Origin of the sequence: Corallococcus llansteffanensis, assembly GCF_003612055.1 — a bacterium.
Taxonomy (GTDB): Bacteria; Myxococcota; Myxococcia; order Myxococcales; family Myxococcaceae; genus Corallococcus; species Corallococcus llansteffanensis.
Genome location: NZ_RAWB01000079.1, coordinates 1 through 23,252, shown reverse-complemented (window position 1 = coordinate 23,252; position 23,252 = coordinate 1). Strand labels below are relative to the sequence as shown.

The 23,252-nt window shown below is 69.4% G+C and carries 19 protein-coding genes and 1 rRNA gene; 12 read left to right on the top strand and 8 right to left on the bottom strand.

All coding sequences use genetic code 11. The annotated features are described in order from the left end of the window. The 4 genes from rrf to D7V93_RS10175 form a co-directional block, all read left to right on the top strand. Positions 1-69: ribosomal RNA gene (gene rrf / locus D7V93_RS47805) — 5S ribosomal RNA — on the top strand; the annotation flags it as partial. A 566-nt stretch (positions 70-635) separates the two neighbouring features. Continuing rightward, positions 636-3,401, top strand: coding sequence for a serine/threonine-protein kinase (locus tag D7V93_RS10185; protein ID WP_120643209.1), 2,766 nt, complete (start codon positions 636-638; stop codon positions 3,399-3,401). Between the two features lie 110 nt (positions 3,402-3,511). Continuing rightward, positions 3,512-4,882, top strand: coding sequence for a KamA family radical SAM protein (locus D7V93_RS10180; RefSeq protein WP_120643208.1), 1,371 nt, complete (start codon positions 3,512-3,514; stop codon positions 4,880-4,882). After that, a complete protein-coding gene (locus tag D7V93_RS10175) occupies positions 4,882-6,114 on the top strand; it encodes a KamA family radical SAM protein (RefSeq protein WP_120643212.1) in 1,233 nt (410 codons plus the stop codon). The genes D7V93_RS10180 and D7V93_RS10175 overlap by 1 nt, the downstream gene beginning before the upstream one ends. Positions 6,115-6,150: 36 nt before the next feature. Here D7V93_RS10175 and D7V93_RS10170 read toward each other — a convergent pair whose 3' ends face one another. The 3 genes from D7V93_RS10170 to D7V93_RS10160 all read right to left on the bottom strand — a co-directional run bounded on the left by D7V93_RS10170 (position 6,151) and on the right by D7V93_RS10160 (position 7,767). Beyond that, positions 6,151-6,741, bottom strand: coding sequence for a prolipoprotein diacylglyceryl transferase (locus tag D7V93_RS10170; RefSeq protein WP_244237217.1), 591 nt, complete (start codon positions 6,739-6,741; stop codon positions 6,151-6,153). A gap of 98 nt (positions 6,742-6,839) precedes the next feature. Next, a complete protein-coding gene (locus D7V93_RS10165) occupies positions 6,840-7,139 on the bottom strand; it encodes a hypothetical protein (protein WP_341870923.1) in 300 nt (99 codons plus the stop codon). A gap of 157 nt (positions 7,140-7,296) precedes the next feature. Next, positions 7,297-7,767 (bottom strand): hypothetical protein, encoded by a 471-nt coding sequence (locus D7V93_RS10160; RefSeq protein ID WP_244237216.1) that lies wholly within the window; start codon positions 7,765-7,767, stop codon positions 7,297-7,299. Between the two features lie 289 nt (positions 7,768-8,056). Between D7V93_RS10160 and D7V93_RS10155 the strand changes: the two genes are divergently transcribed. From D7V93_RS10155 to secF, 6 genes are all read left to right on the top strand, one after another. Then, the gene (locus D7V93_RS10155) at positions 8,057-9,163 is read left to right on the top strand and encodes a SpoIID/LytB domain-containing protein (protein ID WP_120643207.1); all 1,107 of its coding nucleotides are present in this window, start codon (positions 8,057-8,059) and stop codon (positions 9,161-9,163) included. Between the two features lie 63 nt (positions 9,164-9,226). Beyond that, positions 9,227-10,315, top strand: a complete 1,089-nt coding sequence (gene queA, locus D7V93_RS10150) for a tRNA preQ1(34) S-adenosylmethionine ribosyltransferase-isomerase QueA (protein ID WP_120643206.1) — start codon at positions 9,227-9,229, stop codon at positions 10,313-10,315. Positions 10,316-10,383: 68 nt separating this feature from the next. Next, the gene (tgt, locus tag D7V93_RS10145; RefSeq protein ID WP_372338307.1) at positions 10,384-11,517 is read left to right on the top strand and encodes a tRNA guanosine(34) transglycosylase Tgt; all 1,134 of its coding nucleotides are present in this window, start codon (positions 10,384-10,386) and stop codon (positions 11,515-11,517) included. A gap of 158 nt (positions 11,518-11,675) precedes the next feature. After that, positions 11,676-12,026, top strand: a complete 351-nt coding sequence (gene yajC, locus D7V93_RS10140) for a preprotein translocase subunit YajC (protein WP_120643204.1) — start codon at positions 11,676-11,678, stop codon at positions 12,024-12,026. Next, positions 12,026-13,798, top strand: a complete 1,773-nt coding sequence (gene secD, locus D7V93_RS10135; protein ID WP_120643203.1) for a protein translocase subunit SecD — start codon at positions 12,026-12,028, stop codon at positions 13,796-13,798. Before yajC ends, secD begins: the two co-directional genes overlap by 1 nt. A gap of 27 nt (positions 13,799-13,825) precedes the next feature. Further along, positions 13,826-14,989, top strand: a complete 1,164-nt coding sequence (gene secF / locus D7V93_RS10130; protein WP_120643202.1) for a protein translocase subunit SecF — start codon at positions 13,826-13,828, stop codon at positions 14,987-14,989. A gap of 66 nt (positions 14,990-15,055) precedes the next feature. Here secF and D7V93_RS10125 read toward each other — a convergent pair whose 3' ends face one another. Then, on the bottom strand, positions 15,056-15,640 hold the full coding sequence (locus tag D7V93_RS10125) for an outer membrane beta-barrel protein (RefSeq protein WP_120643201.1): 585 nt from the start codon (positions 15,638-15,640) through the stop codon (positions 15,056-15,058). Positions 15,641-15,809: 169 nt separating this feature from the next. On the opposite strand from D7V93_RS10125, the gene recJ reads away from it, so the two are divergent. Further along, positions 15,810-17,525, top strand: coding sequence for a single-stranded-DNA-specific exonuclease RecJ (gene recJ / locus D7V93_RS10120; RefSeq protein ID WP_120643200.1), 1,716 nt, complete (start codon positions 15,810-15,812; stop codon positions 17,523-17,525). Between the two features lie 24 nt (positions 17,526-17,549). Here recJ and D7V93_RS10115 read toward each other — a convergent pair whose 3' ends face one another. The 4 genes from D7V93_RS10115 to D7V93_RS10100 all read right to left on the bottom strand — a co-directional run bounded on the left by D7V93_RS10115 (position 17,550) and on the right by D7V93_RS10100 (position 21,098). Beyond that, entirely contained in the window at positions 17,550-17,795 is a 246-nt protein-coding gene (locus D7V93_RS10115) for a YHS domain-containing protein (RefSeq protein ID WP_120643199.1), read from the bottom strand. Between the two features lie 152 nt (positions 17,796-17,947). Then, positions 17,948-18,715, bottom strand: coding sequence for a hypothetical protein (locus D7V93_RS10110; protein ID WP_120643198.1), 768 nt, complete (start codon positions 18,713-18,715; stop codon positions 17,948-17,950). Between the two features lie 11 nt (positions 18,716-18,726). Beyond that, positions 18,727-20,022 carry a hypothetical protein gene (locus tag D7V93_RS10105; protein WP_120643197.1) on the bottom strand — a complete coding sequence of 432 codons (1,296 nt, stop codon included), beginning with the start codon at positions 20,020-20,022 and terminating at the stop codon, positions 18,727-18,729. Between the two features lie 23 nt (positions 20,023-20,045). Beyond that, complete coding sequence (locus D7V93_RS10100; RefSeq protein WP_120643196.1) at positions 20,046-21,098, bottom strand: hypothetical protein; 1,053 nt, start codon at positions 21,096-21,098, stop codon at positions 20,046-20,048. 178 nt (positions 21,099-21,276) lie between these two features. On the opposite strand from D7V93_RS10100, the gene aspS reads away from it, so the two are divergent. Then, positions 21,277-23,094: an aspartate--tRNA ligase gene (gene aspS, locus D7V93_RS10095; RefSeq protein ID WP_120643195.1), complete on the top strand. Its 1,818-nt coding sequence runs from the start codon at positions 21,277-21,279 to the stop codon at positions 23,092-23,094. Positions 23,095-23,252: the final 158 nt, after the last annotated feature.

Below are 23,252 nucleotides of genomic sequence, written 5' to 3'. Positions count from 1 at the left end.
GAAGTTAAGCCCTCCAGAGCCGATGGTACTCCGCGGGAAACCGCGTGGGAGAGTAGGTCGCTGCCGGATTCTTTTTGAGCAAAGCCCCTGGTGCCGCAAGGCGCCAGGGGCTTTTGCCTTTGCGGGCCAAGTTCGTGGTTGGCTTTGATATCGCTCATTTGTCCGTGACGCCTTCGGCGGCTCCGGTGTGCACCAAGGCCCGCCCACGCGTCCGCTGGCTTCTGCTCTGCGGTGGCCTGCTGCGTGAGGGGCTTCGCGGAACCTGGCCCTGCGGCGAACGTCGTGAGCGCCGTTCCAACCGGTCCAGGTGATCGGTCCTCGGCGCTGAGCTCCATCTCAGCCCTTTGCTGCTGCGGTGGCTCGCGTGGAAGCCCGCTTGGAACGGCGTGTCTGGCTTCGTTCAGGGAGGCCGATCTGACGCCCTCCGGCGCTGGTTCTGCGGCGCTGTGGAGCGCCTGGGACGCGGGGTGGGTCAGTACGGGCGCGCTTGGGCGCCAAGTTCTCGGATTCCTTGGGGAATCGCGTCATCGTGGATGTTTGACCGCCGTTGCCGCAGGATCTAGAGTCTCTTTTCCCCCCGGTCTGCGCACCGCCTGCCGCGGTCCGTACTCGCCGGCGCAGGGCAGCCCCGCGAGATGAAGAAGCCGACCTTCTTTGGGAAGTACCTGCTCCTCGAGCGCATCAACGTCGGCGGTATGGCCGAGGTCTTCATCGCGAAGGCCTTTGGCGTCGAGGGCTTCGAGCGCATCCTGGCCATCAAGAAGATCCTCCCGACGATGGCCGAGGATGACGAGTTCATCACGATGTTCATCGATGAAGCGCGGATCAGCGTTCAGCTGAACCACGCGAACATCGTGCACATCCACGAGCTCGGAAAGCACGAGGACACGTACTTCATCGCCATGGAGTACGTCGCGGGGCGCGATGTGCGCACGCTCCTGGAGCGCTACCGCCGTCGCAAGGAGATCATGCCCACCGCCCAGGCAGTGTTCATCGTCTCGAAGATGTGTGAAGGCCTCGACTACGCGCACCGCAAGAAGGACGCGCGCGGCCAGGACCTGGGCATCATCCACCGCGACGTCTCTCCGCAGAACATCCTCGTGTCCTACGAGGGAGAGACGAAGATCATCGACTTTGGCATCGCCAAGGCCGCGAATCGTTCGCAGAAGACACAGGCCGGCATCCTCAAGGGGAAGTTCGGCTACATGAGCCCGGAGCAGGTCCGGGGCATGCCCATCGACCGGCGCAGCGACATCTTCGCCGTCGGCGTGCTGCTCTACGAAATGCTCACGGGCGAGAAGCTCTTCGTGGGCGAGTCGGACTTCTCCACCCTGGAGAAGGTGCGCAACGCGGACATCCCGCTTCCTCGCGAGTTCAATCCGAACATCTCCGCGGGCCTGGAGAAGGTCGTCCTCAAGGCGCTCGCGCGCGAGCCCGAGGACCGCTACCAGTGGGCGTCGGACCTGCAGGAGGACCTGATGCGCTTCCTCCTCGCGGGGGATGCCATCTATTCGTCGAAGCACCTGTCCAGCTTCATGAAGGAAGCCTTCGCGGAGGACATGCTCCGTGAGGCGGAGAAGATGGAGCGCTATGCCTCCGTCGAGCGCCCGGACCAGATCGAGCACTCGGGGGTGACGGTTCCGCCTCCGACGACCCGCCCGACCTCCCAGAAGAAGTCGCCCGCGCCTTCCTCGTCGGGCTCTCCCGTGGGGCGCGCCTCCACGGCGCCCGCGCAGCCTGCGCCTGGCTACATCCCGCCGCCTACCGCCGAGGAGCTGGCGGAGATGGATGGCGCCGCGGACAAGACGCAGATCGTCGACTCGACGCACACCTTCCGCGCGCCCGAAACCCGGATCGCCGACAGCAGCGTCGTGGTGGATGACAGCATCACGGGTCGGTCGGAGAACCCCATTGACCGGGCCGGGAATCACACCAGCGCCTCGCCCTTCGCGCGTGATGAAGCCCCTCGCGGCAAGAACAAGAGCGGCCCCAAGTCCCAGGTCATCATCGGGGACGAGGGCGCCGAGGCCTATTCCGGCGCCACGATGATTGGACCGGCTCCGACGGCGCCGCCTGCGCGGGGTCGTGGTGGCTCGGCCGCTCCGGTGCTGGACCCGGAGGAAGAGGAGACCACGGGCAACATCACCCTGCCGGTGGGCTCCCGCCACAACGGGCTGCGGCCCCAGGCGCAGGCCGCCGACGCTGATGGTGATGACGCCGGGGAGTACGACGATCCGGCGGACGACTTCGGTCGCGACGGCCAGGACGGCTACGACAACGAGGCGCAGGACTCCGACGAGCAGCGCTACGACGACGAGCCCGATGGCCCGGCGACCATCCCGCAGAAGGCCTCCAAGATGGCCAAGGCGGCTCCGCCCGCCAAGGTCGTGGCCAAGCCCAAGTCCAAGTCCAAGCCGGCGGGCGACAAGAAGCCGATTCCCAAGCCCGCCATCATCGGCGCGGCCGCGGGCGTGGCCCTCCTGCTCATCCTTGGCGTGGTCTTCGCGGTCCGCGGCTCGTCCACGGGGTACGTCAACTTCGTCGTGACCCCCATGGGCGCCAAGGTCCTCGTGGACGGAGAGGCCGTACGGGCCAACGAGGTCGTGGAGCTCTCCGCGGGCGTGCACCAGGTCAAGGCCACCGCTCCGGACCACCAGCCCGCGATGCAGCAGATCGAGGTCATCTCGGGCCAGGAAGCGGCCGTGGTCCCCCTGGCGCTGAAGCCCAACGCCCCGCCTCCGCCTCCCGTGGCCGTCAAGGAGCCTCCTCCGCCCACGACGCCGCCACCCACGCCCGAGAAGCCTCCGGAAAAGCCTGTTGAACCCGCGGCTCCGAAGACCTTCGCCGCCGTGTTCGAAGGCCAGGAGGGCGCGGAGGTCTCCGTCGACGGCAAGCCCGTGGGGAAGGTGCCTGGAGCCCGGCTGCCTGACCTCGAGGTGGGCAAGACCTACCGCTTCACGGCGAAGCGCGCCGGGTTCAAGCCCTTCCAGGGTGAGTTCACGTCCACCGGCGATGCCGAGGTGAAGGTCGCCGTCACCCTGGAGGCCGAACCCGTCAGCGAGCCGCCTCCGAAGCCTACCCCCCCGAAGCCCACGCCTCCGACTCCGAAGCCCCGGCCTCCTGTCGTCGTGGAGCCGACGCCGAAGCCCACGCCCCCGAAGCCTCCTCCCGCGAGCGCGAAGGGGAAGTTCGCCTGCAGCACCTCTCCGGCGGGCGCTCAAATCTGGGTGGATGGGAAGAACACGAACCGGGTCAGTCCGGTCCCGCTGGGCAACCCGCTGGAGCTCCCCGTGGGCAAGCGCAAGGTCGTCTTCAAGCTCAACGGCAAGTCGACCAAGCCCCAGGTGGTGGTCATCGAAGCGGACGGTGTGGCGAAGCTGATCAACGTCCCGGTGAACTGACGGATGTGCCGGAGGGCATCTTGTGCCCTCTGCGATTGTTGAGCAGGGATGTTGGGGGGCGGGCTATGACGCCTCGCCGAAGACGCTCCATTTGTTGAGGTGATGCGTTCATGAACACGACGTCCACTCGAGGCAAGCACGACGCTGGCCCCGCGCAGCAGCCCTTCACCTACCCGCTCCGCAAGGAGTTCGTGGAGCCCGACTGGCGGCGCATCCCGGGGTACAAGGACGTCACGCAGGCGGAGTGGGAGAGCGCGCTCTGGCAGCGCAAGCACACCGTCAAGAACCTGCGCGAGCTGAAGGCCACGCTCGGGGCGCTGCTGCCTGACGACCTGGCGATGAGCATGGAGCTGGACCAGAAGGAGCGGGCGACGATGTCCATCCTCGTCCCTCCCCAGATGCTCAACACCATGACGGTGGAGGACCTGTGGCAGGACCCCGTCCGCCGGTACATGCTGCCGGCCTTCGCGGACCGCCGCACCGACTGGGCCAACCACCCGCGCGCCAGCCGTGACAGCCTCCACGAGGCGGACATGTGGGTCGTCGAGGGGCTGACGCACCGCTATCCCACCAAGGTGCTGGCGGAGATGCTGCCCACCTGTCCGCAGTACTGCGGCCACTGCACCCGCATGGACCTGGTGGGCAATGACGTGCCCCAGGTGTCCAAGCACAAGTTCGCGACGGGGCAGAAGGAGCGCTACGAGCAGATGCTGGACTACCTGCGCCGCACGCCCACCGTGCGCGACGTGGTGGTGTCTGGCGGCGACATCGCGAACCTTCCCATCCAGGCGCTGGAGCCGTTCGTCAGCGCGCTGATGGACATCCCGAACATCCGGGACATCCGCCTGGCCAGCAAGGGGCTGATGGCCCTGCCGCAGCACTTCCTCCAGGACAGCGTCCTGCAGGGGCTGGACCGGCTGGCGAAGAAGGCTGTCGAGCGCGGCGTGGACCTGGCGCTGCACACCCACGTGAACCACGCGGAGCAGCTCACGCCGCTGGTGGGCAAGGCGGTGCGCAAGCTGCTCGACATGGGCTTCCGCGACGTGCGCAACCAGGGCGTGCTGCTGCGCGGCGTGAACGACAGCCCCAAGGCCCTGTTGGACCTGTGCTTCACGCTGCTCGATCACGCGAAGATCCTGCCGTACTACTTCTACATGTGCGACATGATCCCCAACAGCGAGCACTGGCGGCTGTCGGTGGCGCAGGCGCAGAAGCTCCAGCACGACATCATGGGCTACATGCCGGGCTTCGCCACGCCGCGCATCGTCTGTGACGTGCCGTTCGTGGGCAAGCGGTGGATCCATCAGGTGGCGGAGTACGACCGCGAGCGCGGCATCTCCTACTGGACCAAGAACTACCGCACGAGCGTCGAGGCGAACGACCCCGATGCCCTCGAGCGCAAGTACGAGTATTTCGATCCCATCGACACGCTGCCGGAGTCCGGGCAGGCGTGGTGGCGGGAGCAGCCCAAGGCGGCGTGATGGATTCCTCCGCAGGCGCGTCCGCGCCCGTGCTCGCGCGCCCCTCGGTCAGTGCCGAGGGGCGGGCCCGGCTGTTCCCCTCCGCGACCGACGCGGAGTGGACGGACTGGCGCTGGCAGCAGCGGCACGCGGTGCGCAACCTGGAACAGCTCGAGCGCTACGTGCGCCTGACTCCCGATGAGCGCGCCGGGGTGCAGGAGACGTCCTCGCTGTTCCGGGTGGGCATCAGCCCCTATTACCTGTCGCTCATCGATCCCGACCACGCTTCGTGCCCGGTGCGCATGCAGTCCATCCCGGTGCGCGCCGAGGCCCGCGTGCGTCCCGGCGAGCTGGAGGATCCGCTCGGCGAGGATAAGACGCGCCCGGAGGAGTGCATCGTCCACAAGTATCCGGACCGGGTGCTGTTCCTGGCCATCGATACGTGCTCGGTCTACTGCCGCCACTGCACGCGCCGCCGCATCACCAAGGGCGGGGAGGCGGAGCTCACCAAGGACCAGATGCGCCGGGGCATCGACTACGTGCGCAACCACCCCGAGGTGCGCGATGTGCTCATCTCCGGGGGCGACCCGTTCCTGCTGAGTGAGGAGCGGCTGGAGTCGCTGCTCGCGCCGCTGAGCGAGATTCCCCACGTGGAGATGATCCGCATCGGGACGCGGGTGCCCGTGTGCCTGCCCATGCGCGTCACGGATGGACTCGCGCGTGTGCTGCGCCGGTACGCGCCCGTCTACGTCATCACCCACTTCAACCACCCGAAGGAAGTGACGCCCGAGGCGCGGGAGGCTTGCGAGCGGCTGGTGGACCATGGCGTGCCCGTCGAGAACCAGGCGGTGCTGATGCGGCAGCTCAACTCGGATGCCCGGATCATCAAGGAGCTGTCGCACGTGCTCCTGCGCAGCCGCGTGCGCCCGTACTACCTGCACCAGATGGACGTGGCGGAGGGATGCGAGCACCTGCGCACGCCCATCGCCAAGGGGCTGGAGATCCTCCAGCAGCTTCGCGGGCACACCACGGGGCTCGCCGTGCCGCACCTCGCGGTGGACCTGCCGGGCGGGGGCGGGAAGGTCACCCTGCAGCCCGACTACGTCATCGAGCGCGGCGAGCGGGAGACCCTGTTCCGCAACTACAAGGGCGAAACGTACGCCTATCCCGAGCCCGAAGAGACCGACTGCTCCTGCCCCTACGACGAGGTGTGGCAGGCGCGTTCGCGGGAGCTTCGCGCTGCGGGCCGTTGACGCTCCCGTGCGGCGGGTGATGCACGGGGCCGGGGCCTAGCGACCGCGACGGGAGCCCGACTTCGACGCCTTCCGGCTGGGCGCGGTGGGGGCCGGGGCGTCGTTCCCCATCGTCGCGATGTCCACGGCGGGCGCGGACTCCAGGTTCGAGTCGACGTCGACCGAGACCTCCGCTCCCTCCTCGGCTTCCAGTTCCACCGGCTCCGCGTCGCTGAAGCCCTGCTGGATGTGGACCTCTCCGTCGCCGGCGGCGCGCTTCTTGTCCTCGGCGGCCTTGTCGGCCTTGGCCTTGTCCTCGAGCCGCTTGGCTTCGTTGGCGGCGCGCGAGTTGTCGTCCGGCGTCATCCTCGCCGTGTAGACGGCGTACTCCTTCGCGGAGACGCCGTGCTTCTCCATGATCTTGGCCGCCTCCTGCTGCTGGTCCCGGATGGCCTGGCCGCGCTCCGCGTTGCTCATCTCCGACGGCTTCCGGTTGCCGTACGCCGCGTCCACCTTCGCCTGGGCCGCGGATTCGTCACGGCGGATGGCCGCCACCTTCTCCGGCGACAGACCTTCCTCTTCCGCGAGGACGGGGGGCGCCAGGACGAGCGACGCGGCAGCGAGGAACAGCGGGAGGCGGGTGGTCATGGGGAGGCTCCTCAAGTCGCACCCATCATAGGCATGGAGCCAGAGGGGACGCATGGGCGAGCGTCTCGTGGCGGGTGCTTCTGCTTCCGTCTTCCAGGTCAGCCGCCCTGACACCGCGCGCAGCCGTCCCCCGCGCCCGCGCACTGCTCCCTCGCGCTTGCGCAGCGCGGCGGCAGGTCGTCGCGGTCCGTGTTCCGGTCCACGAGGCCGCAGAGCTGCTCCGCCGTGGCGCAGGTCTTCGCGGAGACGTCGCACTGTTCCGCGCAGTCCAGGTCGTCTTCCTGTTCGCGGGCCCGGAGCTCCTCGAGTCGCGCCGCGGCGCCGTCGATGGCCGCGTCGTCGTCCCCGGCCACCCTGGCGTCCACGTGCTTCGCACAGCCCGTCAGCCCGATTCCCACGACGAGAATGGCCCATCCTGACCTGGTTGCCCGCATGCCCTACCCATATCGCGTCCGCTCCGGGCTCCGTCCAGTCACCCTGACGCACGCAAAGGGCCCGCGAACGCTTCCTGGGCCCTGGGGGACGGGGAGGGGGGCGGTTTCGGCCCTGCGCCGTCTAGCGGCGCTCCGGGGAGCGCATGCGGCGCTCGGGCCTGGGGTCCGGTTCGGGCGGCCGCGTCCAGTACAGCCAGGCCGTCAGTGCCAGGAGCGCGGCCACGGCCAGGCGACGCAGCCACTCTTCGTGGGCCCGCCTGGGGGAGTCCGCGTCCGCCTGCGCGGCCTGCGCCAGCGCGGTCTCCATTTGGGGTCCCAGCTCCTGCAACCGCCGACACACCTGGGCCACGGGGGCGAGCGCCACCGGCACGGGTGCGGTGGCCTTCTCCACGGCCATGGCCAGCATGCGCTCCCAGGCGGTGGCCTCCTCCGCTCCCTCGGGCGCCCTCGCGGGCTGTCCCACGTGCCGGGTCAGCGCCACGGCGGAGCGCAGCAGGAGTACCGAGAAGGCGTCGGTGGTGATTCCGTACCAGGTCGCGCACTCCGCGAGCGGGCGGCGCTCCACGAGCCGGCGGATCAGCACGGCGGCCATGCGCGGCTCCAGCGCGCGAAGGGCTGTGCCGAGGGCCTCGGTGGACAGGCGGGATGCATCGGGAACAGAGGCGGTCACGCGGAGCTCATTCTGCGGCATCCGCCGGAGGTTTTCGCGGTCCATGGCGGGCGATGACGGAGGGGGGAGGGCGTTCGCCGACAGACGGTCAGGGCTCCGGGCAGCTGTTGCTCGGTCCTCGGGACGCAGTGGACGCAGGCCCTCGTGGGGGAGGTCCGGGCCTCCGGTCGATTTCTTGAGGCGAACCGCCACGCCCCTACACTGTTCGACCATGTTGCAACGTGTGGCACTGCTGCTGCTCCTGCTCGCGTCGTCGCGGGCGTTCGCCGTGGAGACGATGCGCATTGCCATGGACGACCCCGGGGACGAGGTCCGCGTGAGCGGGCGCGGCCTGGGCTTCGGACCGGATGCCGAGGACGGGACCTTCGTTGCCATTGGCGCGGGACAGGCCACCGTGCGCCGCCGGGGCGGACGGCTGGAGATCAACGGGGCTCCGGCGGTCGGAGATGCCGTGCGCTTTCGTGGCGGGCTGGAGGCCTCCGACGCGGGCGGACCCGGCAACGAGCCCCTCAAGGCCGGCAGCTCGCAGGTGCGCGGGGACGTCGTCGTCCGGCTCTACCGCGACAGCCTCCAGCTCATCAACGTCATCCCCCTGGAGGACTACCTCGCCGCGGTGCTCGGCAGCGAGATGCCGGTGTCCTTCCCGCTGGAGGCCCTCAAGGCCCAGGCCGTCGCCGCCCGGACCTACGCCTTGCAGAAGAAGCTGGACTCCTACGGCGCCGCCTTCCACATGGGCAGCAGCGTGCTCCATCAGGTGTACGGCGGCGTCAACCGCGAGGACGCCAAGACGCGCGCCGCCGTCGAGGCCACTCGCGGCGAGGTGCTGACGTACGACCTGGCCCCCATCGAGGCCTACTTCCATGCCTCCTGTGGCGGCCACACCGAGTCCGGCCAGGATGCCCTCCAGCGGAACCTGCCGTACCTCCAGCCGGTGGCCTGCCCCTGCGGCAAGCTGCCCGCGAGCCGCTGGTCCGCGACCCTCTCCGAGAGCGAGCTGCGCAAGGCCTTGAAGTCCTCCCCGGACGGCATGCGCGTCACCGGCCGCACCTCCACGCACCGGGTCACCCGCGTGACGCTCTCCGATGGCACCCTGGTGGACGGGGTGCAGTTCCGGCGCAAGCTGGGCTACACGCGGCTCAAGAGCCTGGACTTCGACGTGACGGCCTCCAGCAAGGGCTACGTGTTCACCGGGCGCGGCTTCGGCCACGGCGCCGGGCTGTGCCAGTGGGGCGCCAAGGCCTTCGCCGACCAGGGCAAGACGTACCGGGAGATCCTCTCCCACTACTACCCGGGCGCCGAGTTCCAGCAGCTCTACTGACACCCGGCCTCCCGCCCCGGATGGTTCCGCGTGGGCGCGGGGACTGCTACAAGCGCTGCCCCCGTGTCGTCCCTTCTCTCCGACTACGATTTCGAGCTCCCCGAGGCGCAGATCGCCCAGGCCCCGCTGCCCGACCGGGATGCGTCGCGCCTGATGGTCGTCAGCCGGGCCACCGGCGCCTGGAGCCACCAGCGCTTCACCGACCTGGCGGACCTGCTGCGCGAGGGCGACCTGCTCGTCCTCAACGATGCGCGCGTCATCCCCGCGCGCCTGCTGGGCCAGAAGGCCGGCACCGGCGGCCGCGTCGAGTTGCTGGTGGTCCGGCCCGCCGCCACCTCCACGCTGACGTCCGCCGCGCTGGGTGGCGCGCCGGAGTCGCTCGAGTGGATCTGCCTGGGGCAGGCGTCCAAGGGCCTCAAGCCCGGCCAGTCCGTCACCTTCGCCGGCAGCCTGTCCGCCGAGGTGCTGGAGGCCCTGGGCGGAGGCGAGTACCGGGTGCGCTTCCACGCGGCCCCGGGCGCCTCGCTCGCCTCGCTCCTGGACGCGGCCGGGCGGCTCCCGCTGCCGCCCTACATCACCCGCGAGCCCGCCGCCGCGGACGCCGAGCGCTACCAGACCGTGTACGCCCGCGCGTCCGGCGCCGTGGCCGCGCCCACCGCCGGGCTGCACTTCACCGACGCGGTGTTCGCGAGCCTCGCGGCGCGGGGCATCTCCCGTGCGGAGGTGACGCTCGACGTGGGGCCCGGCACCTTCCTCCCCGTGCGCGAGGAGGTGCTGGACAAGCACCACATGCACCCGGAGCGCTTCACCGTGCCGGAGGCGACCGCCGCCGCCGTGAACGCCGCGAAGGCCGAAGGGCGCCGCGTGGTCGCCGTGGGCACCACCGTGGTGCGCACGCTGGAGTCCGCCACCGCCCCCCAGTCAGGCCGGCTGCGCCCCGGCCCCGGCGAGACGGCGATGTTCATCCGCCCCGGCTATGTCTTCCGCCAGGTGGACGTGCTCCTCACGAACTTCCACCTCCCGCGCTCCACGCTGGTGATGCTGGTGAGCGCGCTCCTGGGCCGTGAGCGCACGCTCGCCGCGTACCAGGAGGCCGTGCGCGCGGGCTACCGGTTCTTCAGTTACGGCGATGCCATGTTGGTGAAGGAGTGAGTGCCGTGGTGGACGAGCAACGCGATGAGCAGCGCAAGGAGAAGGGCGATACCCGCGTGCCCCCGGGGCTGGTGCGCTTCGAGCTGTTGCACGAGGACACCGGCACCAAGGCGCGCCGCGGCCGGCTGCACACGCCCCATGGCCCCATCGAGACGCCCATCTTCATGCCCGTGGGCACCGTGGGCAGCGTCAAGGGCGTGGGCCCCGACGACCTGTTCAACCTGGACGCGCAGATCATCCTGGGCAACACCTACCACCTGATGCTCCGACCCGGAGAGCCGCTCATCAGCGAGATGGGCGGCCTGCACCGCTTCATCTCCTGGGACCGCCCCATGCTCACCGACAGCGGCGGCTTCCAGGTGTTCAGCCTGTCGGAGAAGCGAAAGATCACGGAAGAAGGCGCCGCGTTCCAGTCGCACCTGGACGGCTCGCGGCACTCGCTGTCCCCGGAGCGCTCCATCGCCATCCAGGAGACGCTGGGCGCGGACGTCATCATGGCGTTCGACGAGTGCCCCCCGTCCACCGAGGACCGGCCCTACCTGGAGAAGTCCCTGGCCCGCACCACGCGCTGGCTGCACCGGTGCGTGAAGGCCTGGAGCCGCGAGCGCTCGTCGCTGTTCGGTATCGTCCAGGGTGGCCTGCACGAGGATCTGCGCAAGCGCCACGCCGAGGAGATCTGCGCGGTGGACCTGCCCGGCTACGCGCTGGGCGGCTACTCCGTGGGCGAGGCCCCGGAGGCGATGCACGCGGGGGTGGCCTACTCGGCGCCGCTCCTGCCCCGGGACCGCCCGCGCTACCTGATGGGCGTGGGCACCCCGCTGGACCTGGTGACGTGCGTGGAGCAGGGCGTGGACATGTTCGACTGCGTCCTGCCTACACGGTGCGCCCGCAACGGCCTGCTCTTCACCTCGGAGGGCAAGCTCGTCATCCGCAACGCGGCCTACGCCAAGGACCCCCGGCCGGTGGACCCGGCGTGCTCCTGCTACACCTGCCGCACCTTCAGCCGGGCCTACCTGCGCCACCTGTTCGCGGCGGGGGAGATCCTCGCCATGCGCCTCAACACGCTGCACAACCTGCACTACTTCCTCACCCTGATGGCCGAGGTGCGCCGAGCCATCGCCGAGGACAGGTTCGCCGCGTTCGCCCGGGACTTCCGGGCGCGCTCGCTCGCCCAGGAGGCCGAGCGGACCCGCGGCCGGTGAGCGACCAACGGTTTACCGTGCTTCCGGCGTTCACTTGCTCACATGGGGCGCCCTTGCTAAGAGGCCACCCTTTCGGATGTTTTGCCCCCACCCGTACGCCGGGGGCGGGGCAACCCGCTTTTTTTCCGAAATCTCCCTTCCAAACCACGAGGCAGTGAGTGGCTGACAGTTTCCTGATTCTCGCGCAGGCCGGGGCAGGCTCTCCCCTGGGGACCTTCGGCTTCCTCGCCGTGCTGGTGGCCATCATGTACTTCGTGATGATCCGCCCCCAGCAGAAGCAGCTCAAGGAGCACCGCAACCTCATCGCGGGGCTGAAGAAGGGGGATGACGTCGTGACGTCGGGCGGCATCCTCGGACGCATCCACCAGGTCGACGAGGGCACGGTGACCGTGGAAATCGCCAGCGGCGTGCGCGTGCGCGTGCTCAAGACGGCTGTCAGTGCGAAGGGAACCGTTCCGGTGGCTGGGGCCCCGACGGCGACCTCCACCGAGAAGAAGGAGGAGAAGTAATGGACCGCGGCTGGTGGTGGAAGTTCGGAATGATTGTCGCGGTGACGCTGGGAACGATCTGGTTCCTCGTCCCGACGTACTACTCGCTGGTGGTGTTGGATCGCGCCGAGCGCAACAACATCGCCGTGCTGGAGCAGCGGCTGCCCGCGTGGGCGCCCCCCGCGAAGTACCGCCTCAACCTGGGGCTGGACCTGCAGGGCGGCATCCACATGGTCATGCGCGTGGACACCAAGACGGCCCTGCAGAAGCGCACCGAGCGCCGCGGGCAGCAGATTGCCACCTACGTCAACGACAAGAAGCTGGGCGAGGTGACGGCTGACACGGATCCGGAGCGGCTGGAGCTGAAGCTGACCGCCAAGGATCCGGCGACGATGGACGCCATCCAGAAGGAGGTCCTGGCCACCTTCACCGACTTCTCCCTGGAGTCGCGCGAGGGCGCCACGCTGGTGCTCAAGCCGGACGAGGGCCAGGTGAACCGCTTCCGTGACGAGGCCGTGGACCAGGCGATGCTGGTCATCCGCCGCCGCATCGACAAGTGGGGCGTGGCGGAAGTGGACGTGCGCAAGCTGGGCACCGACTCCATCCAGATCTCCCTGCCGGGCCGCAGCAATCCGGAGCAGGCCAAGGAACTGGTGGGCACCACCGCGCAGCTGGAGTTCCGGATGGTGGACGACACCAACCCCCAGGTGTTCGCGCAGATGTTCGCGCAGAACCCGCCCCCGCCGGAGAGCAAGATCACCCTGACCCAGGACGAGGGCTTCCCGCAGCTGTCGTCGCCCAACCGCGAGGCGCTGCTGGCGTACGCGAAGGACAAGGCGCCGGAAGGCCGTGACGTGCTCACCCAGTGCGTGGCCAACCCGGTGAAGAAGAACGACTGCATCGCGTACCGCAGCTACCTCGTGGACAAGGCCGTGCCGCTCACGGGCGAGAGCCTGGCGGGCGCGGACGCGTCGGTCAGCCAGATGAACGAGCCGGAGGTGAACATCGCCTTCGACCCGGCGGGCGCTCGCGAGTTCGAGAAGCTCACCGAGGCCAGCGTGGGCAAGCGCATGGCCATCGTGCTGGACGACAACGTTCACACCGCCCCGAACATCAACGAGAAGATTGGCGGAGGCCGCGCGCGCATCACCATGGGCCGCGCGGGCGCCCGCAGCTTCGAGGAGTGGCTGGGCGAGGCGCAGACGCTGGCGCTGGTGCTGAAGGCAGGCGCGCTGCCCGCGCCGGTGACGGTGGGCGAAATCCGTCAGGTGGGCGCGACGCTGGGCGACGAGCTCATCAAGAAGGGCAGCCTGGCCGCGCTGGTGGGCCTGGCGCTCGTCGTCGTCTTCATGGCCATCTACTACCGCAAGTCCGGCCTCATCGCGGACGTGGCGCTGCTGCTCAACGGCCTGCTCATCCTGGCGGGCCTGGCCTTCTTCAACGCCACGCTGACCCTGCCGGGCATCGCGGGCTTCGTGCTGACGCTGGGCATCGCGGTGGACGCGAACGTGCTCATCAACGAGCGCATCCGTGAGGAGTTGAGCCACGGCAAGACGGCGCGCGCGGCGGTGGACCAGGGCTACGACCGCGCCTTCTGGACTATCTTCGACGCGCACGTGACGACGCTCATCGCGGGCTTCATCCTGTTCTTCACCGGAACGGGCCCGGTCCGCGGCTTCGCCACCACGCTCATCGTGGGCCTGCTGGCGTCGCTGTTCACGTCCATCGTCGTGACGCGTGTCATCACGACCTACTTCGTCCACGGCCGCAATGCGCAGTCGGTGTCGGTCTAACCGACGCAGGCGCCACGGGAACCCGCCATGCAGATTCTCAAGCACAAGACGAACTTCGACTTCATCGGCAAGCGCAAGCCGGCCATCTTCATCTCCAGCCTCATCAACCTGGCCATCATCGTGGGCATCGCCACGGTGGGGTTCAACTTCGGCGTGGACTTCGCCGGCGGCACGGTGGTGGAGCTGAAGTACAACGAGCCCACCACCGCGGAGCAGGTGCGCGAGCGCGCGCAGGCCGGCGGTCTGCACGACGTCAGCGTGCAGGGCGTGGGCGCGGCGGAGGAGAACTCCTTCCTGCTGCGCATGGGCGGCGTCACGCAGCTCACCGAGGAGAACGCCGAGCGCGCCAAGACGGCCATCCAGGGCCTGGGTGAGACGCGCAGCGTCTACGCCGACATGGCGAACGGCATCGTCAACTTCCGCTCCGCGCAGCCCATGGCCGTCGAAGCGGTGAAGAAGGCCGTGGAGGGCGCGGGCATTGGCGTGCAGGAGGTGCGTGACCTGGGCGCCAACAGCGGCGGCACGGGCTACGACTACCAGGTCGTCGCGAGCGGCATGGCGGACAAGGTGTTCGCCGCGCTGGGCGCCGGCATGGACAAGCCCAACTTCGAGCAGCGCCGCGTGGACTACGTGGGCCCGCAGGTGGGCAAGCAGCTGCGCAACCGCGGCGTCATGGCGCTGCTGTACTCCATGGTCGCCATCCTCATCTACGTGGCGTTCCGGTTCGACTTCAAGTTCGGCCCGGGCGCGCTGCTCGCCATGCTCCACGACGTCATCATGGTCGCGGGCTACTACCTGGTGTCCCAGCGCGAGTTCAACCTCACGTCCATCGCCGCGCTGCTCACCATCGTGGGCTACTCGGTGAACGACACCATCGTCATCTACGACCGCATCCGCGAGGACATGGTGAAGTACAAGGGCAAGCCGCTGGCGGAGATCATCAACATCGCCGTCAACGACACGCTGGGCCGCACCATCCTCACCTCCGGCGTGACGGCGCTGTCGCTCATCGGTCTGCTCATCTTCGGCGTTGGTGAGATCTTCGACTTCGCCATGGCGATGCTGGTGGGCATCCTCGTGGGGACGTACTCGTCCGTGTACATCGCCAGCCCGGTGGTCATCTGGCTGGACGAGCGCGCCGCGGCCCGCGATGCGCACCACGGCGCCAAGCAGCAGCCGAAGACGGCCTGAGCCGTCCGTCGCTCCTGAAGTGACGAGGGCCCTCCTCCCCCTGTGGGAGCGAGGGCCCTTCGCTTTTCAGAAGCGCGCGCCCAGCGTGAGGGAGGCGTCCATCAGCCCGCCGCCGCCGTTGTCCGTCGCGGTGATATCCGCGAAGTCCTGGTCGATGAGGACGCGGTAGGTGCCGCGCACGCCGGCGGTGAGGCCTCCGGTGTTGAACTCCAGGCCCACCGCGAGCGGCACCTCCTCCATCAGGTCCGAGTCGTAGAGGCCCGCGCCCGCGCCGCGCACGTCCACGTAGGACATGCCCAGGCCCACGCCCGCGAAGGGGCGCACCGTGGTGAGGAAGGGCGGCGACACCTTCACGAGCGCGCTGCCGCCGTTGCGCACCAGCGAGGGCCCGTCGAAGAGGCGGCTGTCGCTCACCTGATTGTGCGAGCCCTCGTAGCCGACCTCGAAGCCGAGGAAGGTGGTGGGTTGCAGGTTGAGCGTCAGGCCCCACATCGGACCCGTGCTGGACAGGTCGCCCAGGTCACCCGTGTAGTCCCCCACGCCGCCGCGCAGGAACACGTTCACGTCGCCTTGTTTCTTCTGCGCGAAGGCCGTCCCCGCGCACAGCACTCCGATGAGCAGCGCACCGCCCTGGATGGACCTGCGAAGCATGTGGACCTCCCCGTCCGAGGATGTGCTTCCAAGCTGGGCACCGCGTACCCGCCGTGCAGGTTGGAAGCAGGAAGGCGACCGAGCGCACGTCTGAACAACCGTACAGGAGGGAGAGGTGGGAGGACGGGTTGGCCTGCCATGGTCGGACGTCTGAGGTACTGTCTTTCCCATGCGGTGGTTGCTTCCAGACGTCGTTGAGCAGGAAGTGGGTTTGCTGGCGGGAGAGCTCTCGCTGCACCCGTTGGCGGCCAGGGTGTTGCTGCATCGCGGCTACCGCACGCCGGAGGCCGCCGCGGCCTTCCTGTCGGACCGGCTGGCGGACCTGCCGGACCCGTTCCGGATGAAGGGCATGACGGGCGCGGTGGAGCGCATCCTCCGCGCGCTGCGGCAGAAGGAGAAGGTGACGCTCTACGGGGACTACGACGTGGACGGCGTCAGCTCCACGTCGCTGATGTACCTGTTCCTGAAGGAGCTGGGCGCGCCCCCGGCCACGTACATCCCCCACCGGCTGGATGAGGGCTACGGCCTCAACCTGGGCGCGGTGGAGAAGATTGCCCAGGACGGCACGCGCCTGCTGGTGACGCTGGACTGCGGCATCACGTCCGTGGCGGAGATTGCCCGGGCGCGCGAGATGGGCCTGGACGTCGTCGTGGTGGACCACCACACGGTGCCGCCCACGCTGCCGCCCGCGGTGGCGGTGCTCAACCCGCACCAGCCCGGCTGCGAGTACCCCACGAAGGTGCTGTGCGCCGCGGGCGTGGCCTTCAACCTCTGCATGGGGCTGCGCAAGCGCCTGCGCGACGACGGCTTCTTCGCCACGCGCAAGGAGCCCAACCTCAAGGCGCTGATGGACCTGGTGGCGCTGGCCACCGTGGCGGATGTGGTGCCGCTCACCGGCGCCAACCGCATCCTCGTGGCGCACGGCCTCCAGGAGCTGTCCCAGGGCCGCCGCCCCGGCATCCGCGCGCTGAAGGAGGTGGCCGGGATGGAGCCGGACGCCGCCGTCACCGCGGGGCAGGTGGGCTTCCGCCTGGGGCCCCGCATCAACGCCGCCGGGCGCCTGCACGACGCGTCGCTGGGCCTCCAGTTGCTGTGCGCGGAGTCCGTGGAGTCCGCGCGCTCGCTGGCGCAGGTGTTGGACCGCGCGAACGCGGAGCGGCAAGGCATTGAGAGCAGCATCCTCACGCAGGCGCTGGCACAGGCGGAGGAGCACCGGGACGCGCGCGGCCTGGTGCTCTACGACGAGGGCTGGCACCCGGGCGTCATCGGCATCGTCGCGTCGCGCGTGGTGGAGCGCTACCACCGGCCCACGGTGATGGTGGGTGTGAAGGACGGGGTGGGGAAGGGCTCGGCGCGCAGCATCGAGGCGTTCCACCTGTACGACGCGCTCACGGGCTGCTCGGACCTGCTCACGCGCTACGGGGGCCACAAGCACGCCGCGGGCCTCACCGTGGAGGCGGACCGCCTGCCCGCCTTCCGCGAGGCCTTCGAGAAGATCGCCTTCCAGCGGCTGACGCCCGAGGACCTCATCCCGCGCTGCCGCGTGGACGCGGTGGTGAACCCCAGCGACCTGGACGCGTTGGCGGTGGAGTCGCTGCAGCGGCTGGGGCCCTTCGGTCAGGGCAACCCGGAGCCGGTGCTGGTGCTGCGGGGACAGACGGCCCGCCCGCGCGTGCTGCCCGCGAAGTCCGGCGTCAGCGGCGCGGGGCACCTCAAGCTCGCGCTGCTGGACGCGCCGGAGCTGGATGCCATCGGCTTCGGCATGGCGGACCGCGTGTCGCTGGTGGAGGGGCCGGTGGACCTGGCGTTCCAGGCCGGCTTCGACACCTTCCGGGGCCAGCGCAAGCTGTCCCTGCGCCTCAAGGACATGCGTCAGGCGGCGTAGGGCCTTCGGGCCGCCTGGGAGAAGCTAGGCGAGCCCCCAGCGCACCCGGCCCGGCGACATCAGCGCGCCGGCCCGTGCCAGCTCGTTGAGGCGGAAGCGCTCCGCCTGCCGCTCGAAGGCGGTGCGGCAGCCCTCCGAGCAGAAGAAGTACCGGCGCCTCTTGTACTCCGACGAGGGATGCTCGTCCGGCGCCTCCAGATGCCTGCCGCAGACCGGGTCCCAGTGCTTGCCCGGTGCCTGTGCGTGTCCCTGCTCCTGAACGCCCTTCATCTTCCACCTCCGGCCAGCGCCCCTGACTCCCCCACCCGGCGCGGATGTAAGCAGGGTGCATGCCAGTGGCCCAACCGCCTGGAATGGCAGGCGGTGGCCGGTGCGCCGGGGGCGGGGGACGGGAAGAAAGTTCAGCCCCCGGCGCGAGTCGTTCAGAAGCCGATGCCCGCGCTGCCGCCGAAGAAGATGTCGTTGGCGTAGCCGCGCCGCAGCCCCATGGCTTCCAGGCGGAAGGTGAGGTGCAGGGTGCGGGAGAGGGCGGGGCGCCCGCGCAGGCCGACGCCGTACTGGACGACGGGCTTGAGGCCGTTCACCTTCGTCTCACTGTCACCCACGGTGATGCCGGTGTTCTGGTAGGCGAGGCCTCCGCCGGCCTGCACGTAGAAGCCGAAGTCGGACTGACCGAAGCGGAACAGGTACGCGGGCGCGAGGGTGAAGTAGTGAAGCCGCGTGTCCCCCTTGATGAAATCCGTGCCGTCACTGAGGCTGGCGAAGAGCCACCGCAGATCCGCGAAGAGGGCCTCGCGGAGCAGCTCGCTGTCGAGTGAGCGACCGAACTCCCAGGTGGCGCGCACGCCCAGGCCGGGCCGGTTGTCGGAGAAGTCGCCGCGGGCGCTGTCCACCAGCAGCAGGCCGCCGCCCAGCTCCACCGCGACGCCCAGGTTGGGGTCGTCCAGGCGGGAGAGCTTGTCGAAGCCGTCGTCCGTCTCACGCTCGGCGGCTTCGCGGAACTCGTCGGTTTCGTCCACCAGCTTGCGGCGGCGCTCGTAGGCGTCGTCGTCTTCCTTCGCGGCCTTGTCCGAGGCGCGGGCGGCCTCGTCGTCCGGATAGGCGTACGGATCATCCTCGTCGGCTTGCGCGAGCGCGGGGGCGGCGAGGAGCAGGCTGCCGGCGAGGCAGGCCTTGAGCCAGGTGTTCAAGGGAGCGGGCCTCATTGAAAGATGTTGGGGCAGGTGGAGCCGCCCGCCGCGCTGGCAGGGCAGAGGTTGGGTCCGATGAGCAGCTCGCGCGGAATCTGCAGGTGGTCCATGAACTCGTTGCAGACGGCCTTGCGCAGCTCCAGGTCGCTGATGTGCGAGATGATGGCGCTCGCGGGCACCGCCAGGGAGAACTGGGACTGGTCCCCCAGGAAGAGCTGGGTGAGCTGGAAGATGCCGGGCGTGGCGCCGTTGGTGTCGTAGTACGAGGCGACGACGGCGCGCTGGAGGACGGCCTCCTGCCCCGACGAGCGGCCCGCCTGGTAGAGCGCGGTCGCCAGCAGCGTGCCGACCTTGTACTCGTTGCCGGCGCCCGACCAGCTGCCCAGGTCCTGGTTGTACATGTTGGTGTAGAGCAGCGCCGTCATGCAGCGGTCGCCGCGCGACAGGTCCCGCTCGTCCGTCACGGCGGAGAAGGGGCCGCCGTCGAAGGAGGTGGCGAGGAAGCGCGGATCACACCCGCTGGTGCTGCGGCAGGTGGCGCCGTAGGCGTGGTAGTCCGCGAGCCCCTCGTCGATGGCCTTGAGGATGTTGGCGCCCGGGCTGGGGGACTCCTGCGCCCAGGTGGACAGCGCCACCGGCAGCGACTGGGTGGCGTAGGCCAGCCGGTTGAAGACGAGGTGCCCGTACTCGTGCGCCATCACCGCCGCGTTGAGCGGCAGGGGTGCGCGTTGGATCTGATCGAACGGCAGCACCATGAAGGACTGGAGCACCGGGTAGAAGATGGCGTTGTCGCGCGCCGGATCCTTGCTCGTCTGCGCCAGGATGAATTCCGGGAAGTAGTAGAGCGTGGGGACCGGCTCGAAGTCCGCCGTCTTCACGTTGCCGACGGTGCGGAAGTACTCGTTGGCGCGCTCGAGGTTGTAATAAGAGGTCACCATGTTCCAGGAGTGGAAGTCTGCGGGCCAGAGGACGTCCTCGCCCGTCTTCTCGTCCTTCTGGGTGATGTAGCTGGCCTTCACGTCGTGGCCGGACTTCTTGACCAGCACGTCGGCGATGGTGTCCTCGGTCGCGTTGCCGAGCGCGGGATCGTTCACGTCGATGACGATGCGCGCACCGCCCTGGAGGTCGCCGACGGTGCCCTTGAGGCCGACGACGTCCGTGATGGTGGTGAGTTCGACTGGGGTGGGGACGTACTGGCCATTGCTGGAGCGGGAGAGGACGGAGACCTTGACGGGCGCCTCGCTGTCCGGCGCGCAGCCTGCGGCCAGTCCCAGCCCGACGGCGGCGGTGATGACTGTTCGGAGCATGACGCCGTTTTACTCCGGACCGCTCAGAACGTGTATTCCCCTCCCAGTGTGAGCAGGCCGGAGGCCTCCCCCGGCAGGTCCTCCGGGACGTCCCGCTGGAGGGCCACGGAGGCCCAGAGGCGCACGGGGTCCCCCAGGCGGACCGTCCAGCGGGTGGCCAGCACGTGGGCCACGCCCTGGGTGGGCACGTACCGGGTGAAGGCGTAGGAGAGCTGGGCCCGGACCCGGGCATTCAGCCGCCAGGACAGGGAGGGCTTCAGGTCGAACCGGGCTGGGGCGGAGGGGAAGCCCGTGCCGGCGTTGACGTCCGCCATGCGACGCGTCACGGCGGCGCCCAGGTCGCGCAGCTGCCGCTGGCGCAGGCCCGCGAGCAGCTTCCGGGCGGCGAGCCGGTCCTCGAGCTGGGCCTCCAGGGCCGTCCATTCCGCGTCGGTGAACTGGCCCGCGGTGAGCGGGTCCTCGCTGTAGAGGGAGAGCCCCCCGCGCAGGCCCAGCTCCCAGCGGCCGTCCCAGATGAGCCGCGCGCCCAGCGTGGGACGGGCCACCCAGAGGAGGTCCTCCCGCGCGTACCGCACGCTCGTGGCGCCGTCGGAGACGGTGAGCAGCTGGCGGCGCAGCGGGTAGCGGCTGAGGCCCAGGCTCGCGTCCACGCCGTACTCCACCGCGTCGAAGCCCGCCGAGTCGTAGCCCGCCGCGAGCTGCAGGCCCTGGCTGCCGTAGCCCGTCCGGGCGGTGAGGCCGGGCAGGTTCCTCCGGGGGAACTCCGGGGTCAGCTGCGTGTCGGAGCCCTTGGACAGCCCCAGGCTGACGGCGCCGGACAGGAGCCAGTGCGCCCCCGCCAGATGGTCCACCCCCACGGAGAGCTGGTGGGTGGCGGCGGTGCCGGCCTCCGGACGCGCGCCGGTGTAGCCGAGCGTGAGGAAGGTCGTCTCGCCCACGCCCACGTCGCCCAGCAGGCTCCAGAGCCCGTAGCCGTGGCCCGCGCTCGCCTCGAGGGTGAGGGAGCTCTCCGCGTCCTCCGCCCGGGCCGCGCTGGCGACGAGCAGGGCCAGCACCACGCCGACACGCATGCTCATGTTCCCTCCAACCCCGGGTTGGATTCCGGGTTGCGGGGAGGCGCCAATCTGGCCGCTCCGACGCCCGTCTTCCGAGGGAGGAGGGGGCAGCCGGGAGTCACGGATTCCTTGACGCGCTGTTTCCACGATCCGGTATGGTGCCCGGCCTTCCTTCCCGAACAAAACGCAGGCGGTCTCCATGGCGGTCCCATTCATCTCCGAGGTCAAGCGTACCCATACCTGCGGTCAGCTCACGGCCGCGAACGTCGGCGAAGAGGTCGTCCTCTTCGGCTGGGTGCACAACCGCCGTGACCACGGCGGCGCGGTGTTCATCGACCTGCGGGACCGCGACGGGTTGACCCAGGTGGTGTTCGAGCCGGACGCGAAGGAGGCCCATGAGATCGCCGGCAGCCTGCGCCTGGAGTTCTGCGTCGGCATCAAGGGCAAGGTGCTGTCGCGCGGCAAGAACGTGAACCCGAAGATGAAGACGGGGGAGATCGAGGTGAAGGCCTCGGACCTGACCATCTTCAACCGCTCGGAGGCCACGCCGTTCCTCATTGAAGACAACGTGGACACGTCCGAGGAGAAGCGGCTGGCGCACCGCTATCTGGACCTGCGCCGGGGGCCCCTGCAGCGCACGCTGATGACGCGCTCGAAGATGAACGCGCTCACGCGTGCGTACATGCACGGCAACAACTTCCTGGAGCTGGAGACGCCCTTCATGGGCAAGTACACGCCGGGCGGGGCGCGCAACTTCCTGGTGCCCAGCCGGCTGAACCCGGGCAAGTTCTACGCGCTGGCGGAGAGCCCGCAGCTGTACAAGCAGCTGTTCATGGTCGCGGGCTTCGACCGGTACTTCCAGATCGTCAAGTGCTTCCGCGACGAGGACCTGCGCCTGGACCGGCAGCCGGAGTTCACGCAGATCGACGTGGAGATGAGCTTCGTCACCCAGGACGACATCTTCACCATCATCGAAGGGCTCTTGAAGAAGCTGTGGGGCGAGGTGCTGGGCCTGGACATCCCCACGCCGTTCCAGCGGATGGACTTCTACGAGTCCATGGCGAAGTACGGCAACGACAAGCCGGACCTGCGCTTCGGGCTGGAGCACATCGTGCTCACCGACCTCATCCGTGAGCACGGCGCCGCGGGCGGCGTGCCCATGATGTGGGACGCGGTGCAGGAGAAGGGCATCGTCAAGGCGATGGTCGTCCCCGCGGAGAAGGCGCTGTCCCGCGCGGAGAGCGACAAGCTGGAGGACTTCGCGAAGCAGGCGGGGGCCCGGGGCCTGGCGCGCGCGAAGGTGGGCGAGGGCGGTGAGTGGACCCAGTCCCCGCTGTCGAAGACCATCACCCCCGCGCTGCGGCTGGCCATCAACCAGGCGTGCAACGCGAAGCCGGGCGACCTCTTGCTGTTCCAGTTCGGCAAGGAGTCGCTGGTGCACACGGTGATGGCGAACCTGCGCGTGCACGTGGCGAAGAAGCTGGGCCTCATCCCGGAGTACGGCAGCGGCGGCCAGTGGAAGTTCCTCTGGGTGGTGAACCCGCCCCTGTTCGAGTTCGACGAGGAGTCCAACACGTGGGCGGCGGCGCACCACGCCTTCACGCGTCCGCACGACGAGGACGTGCAGTACCTGCTGTCGGATCCGGGCCGCGTGAAGTGCCACCGCTACGACGTGGTGCTCAACGGCTTCGAGATCGGCGGCGGCTCCATCCGCCTGCATGATCCGAAGGTGCAGTCGGAGGTGTTCCAGGCGCTGGGCATCCAGGAGGAGGAGGCGCGCACCAAGTTCGGCTTCCTGCTGGACGCGCTCAAGTTCGGCGCGCCCCCGCACGGCGGGATCGCGCTGGGCATGGACCGCCTGGTGATGCTGCTGACCGGCGCCGAGTCCCTGCGCGACGTCATCCCGTTCCCCAAGACGAAGACGGGCACGGACACGATGACGGGCGCCCCCGGCGACGTGGACGAGAAGCAGCTGCGCGAGCTGCACGTGCGCACCGTCCCGCTGCCGCAGAAGTAGCCGTCGCGCGGGCCCGCCTGGAGACAGGCGGGCAGGTGAGTGACCGGAAGGCGACGCCAGCCTCCGGGGCCGGGTGGACTTCCCCGCTTCCGTTGCCATTGAGGACCCGTGGCGTGCGAGGGGAGGGTCCGGATGGCGACGCGACGGCAGACCTGGGT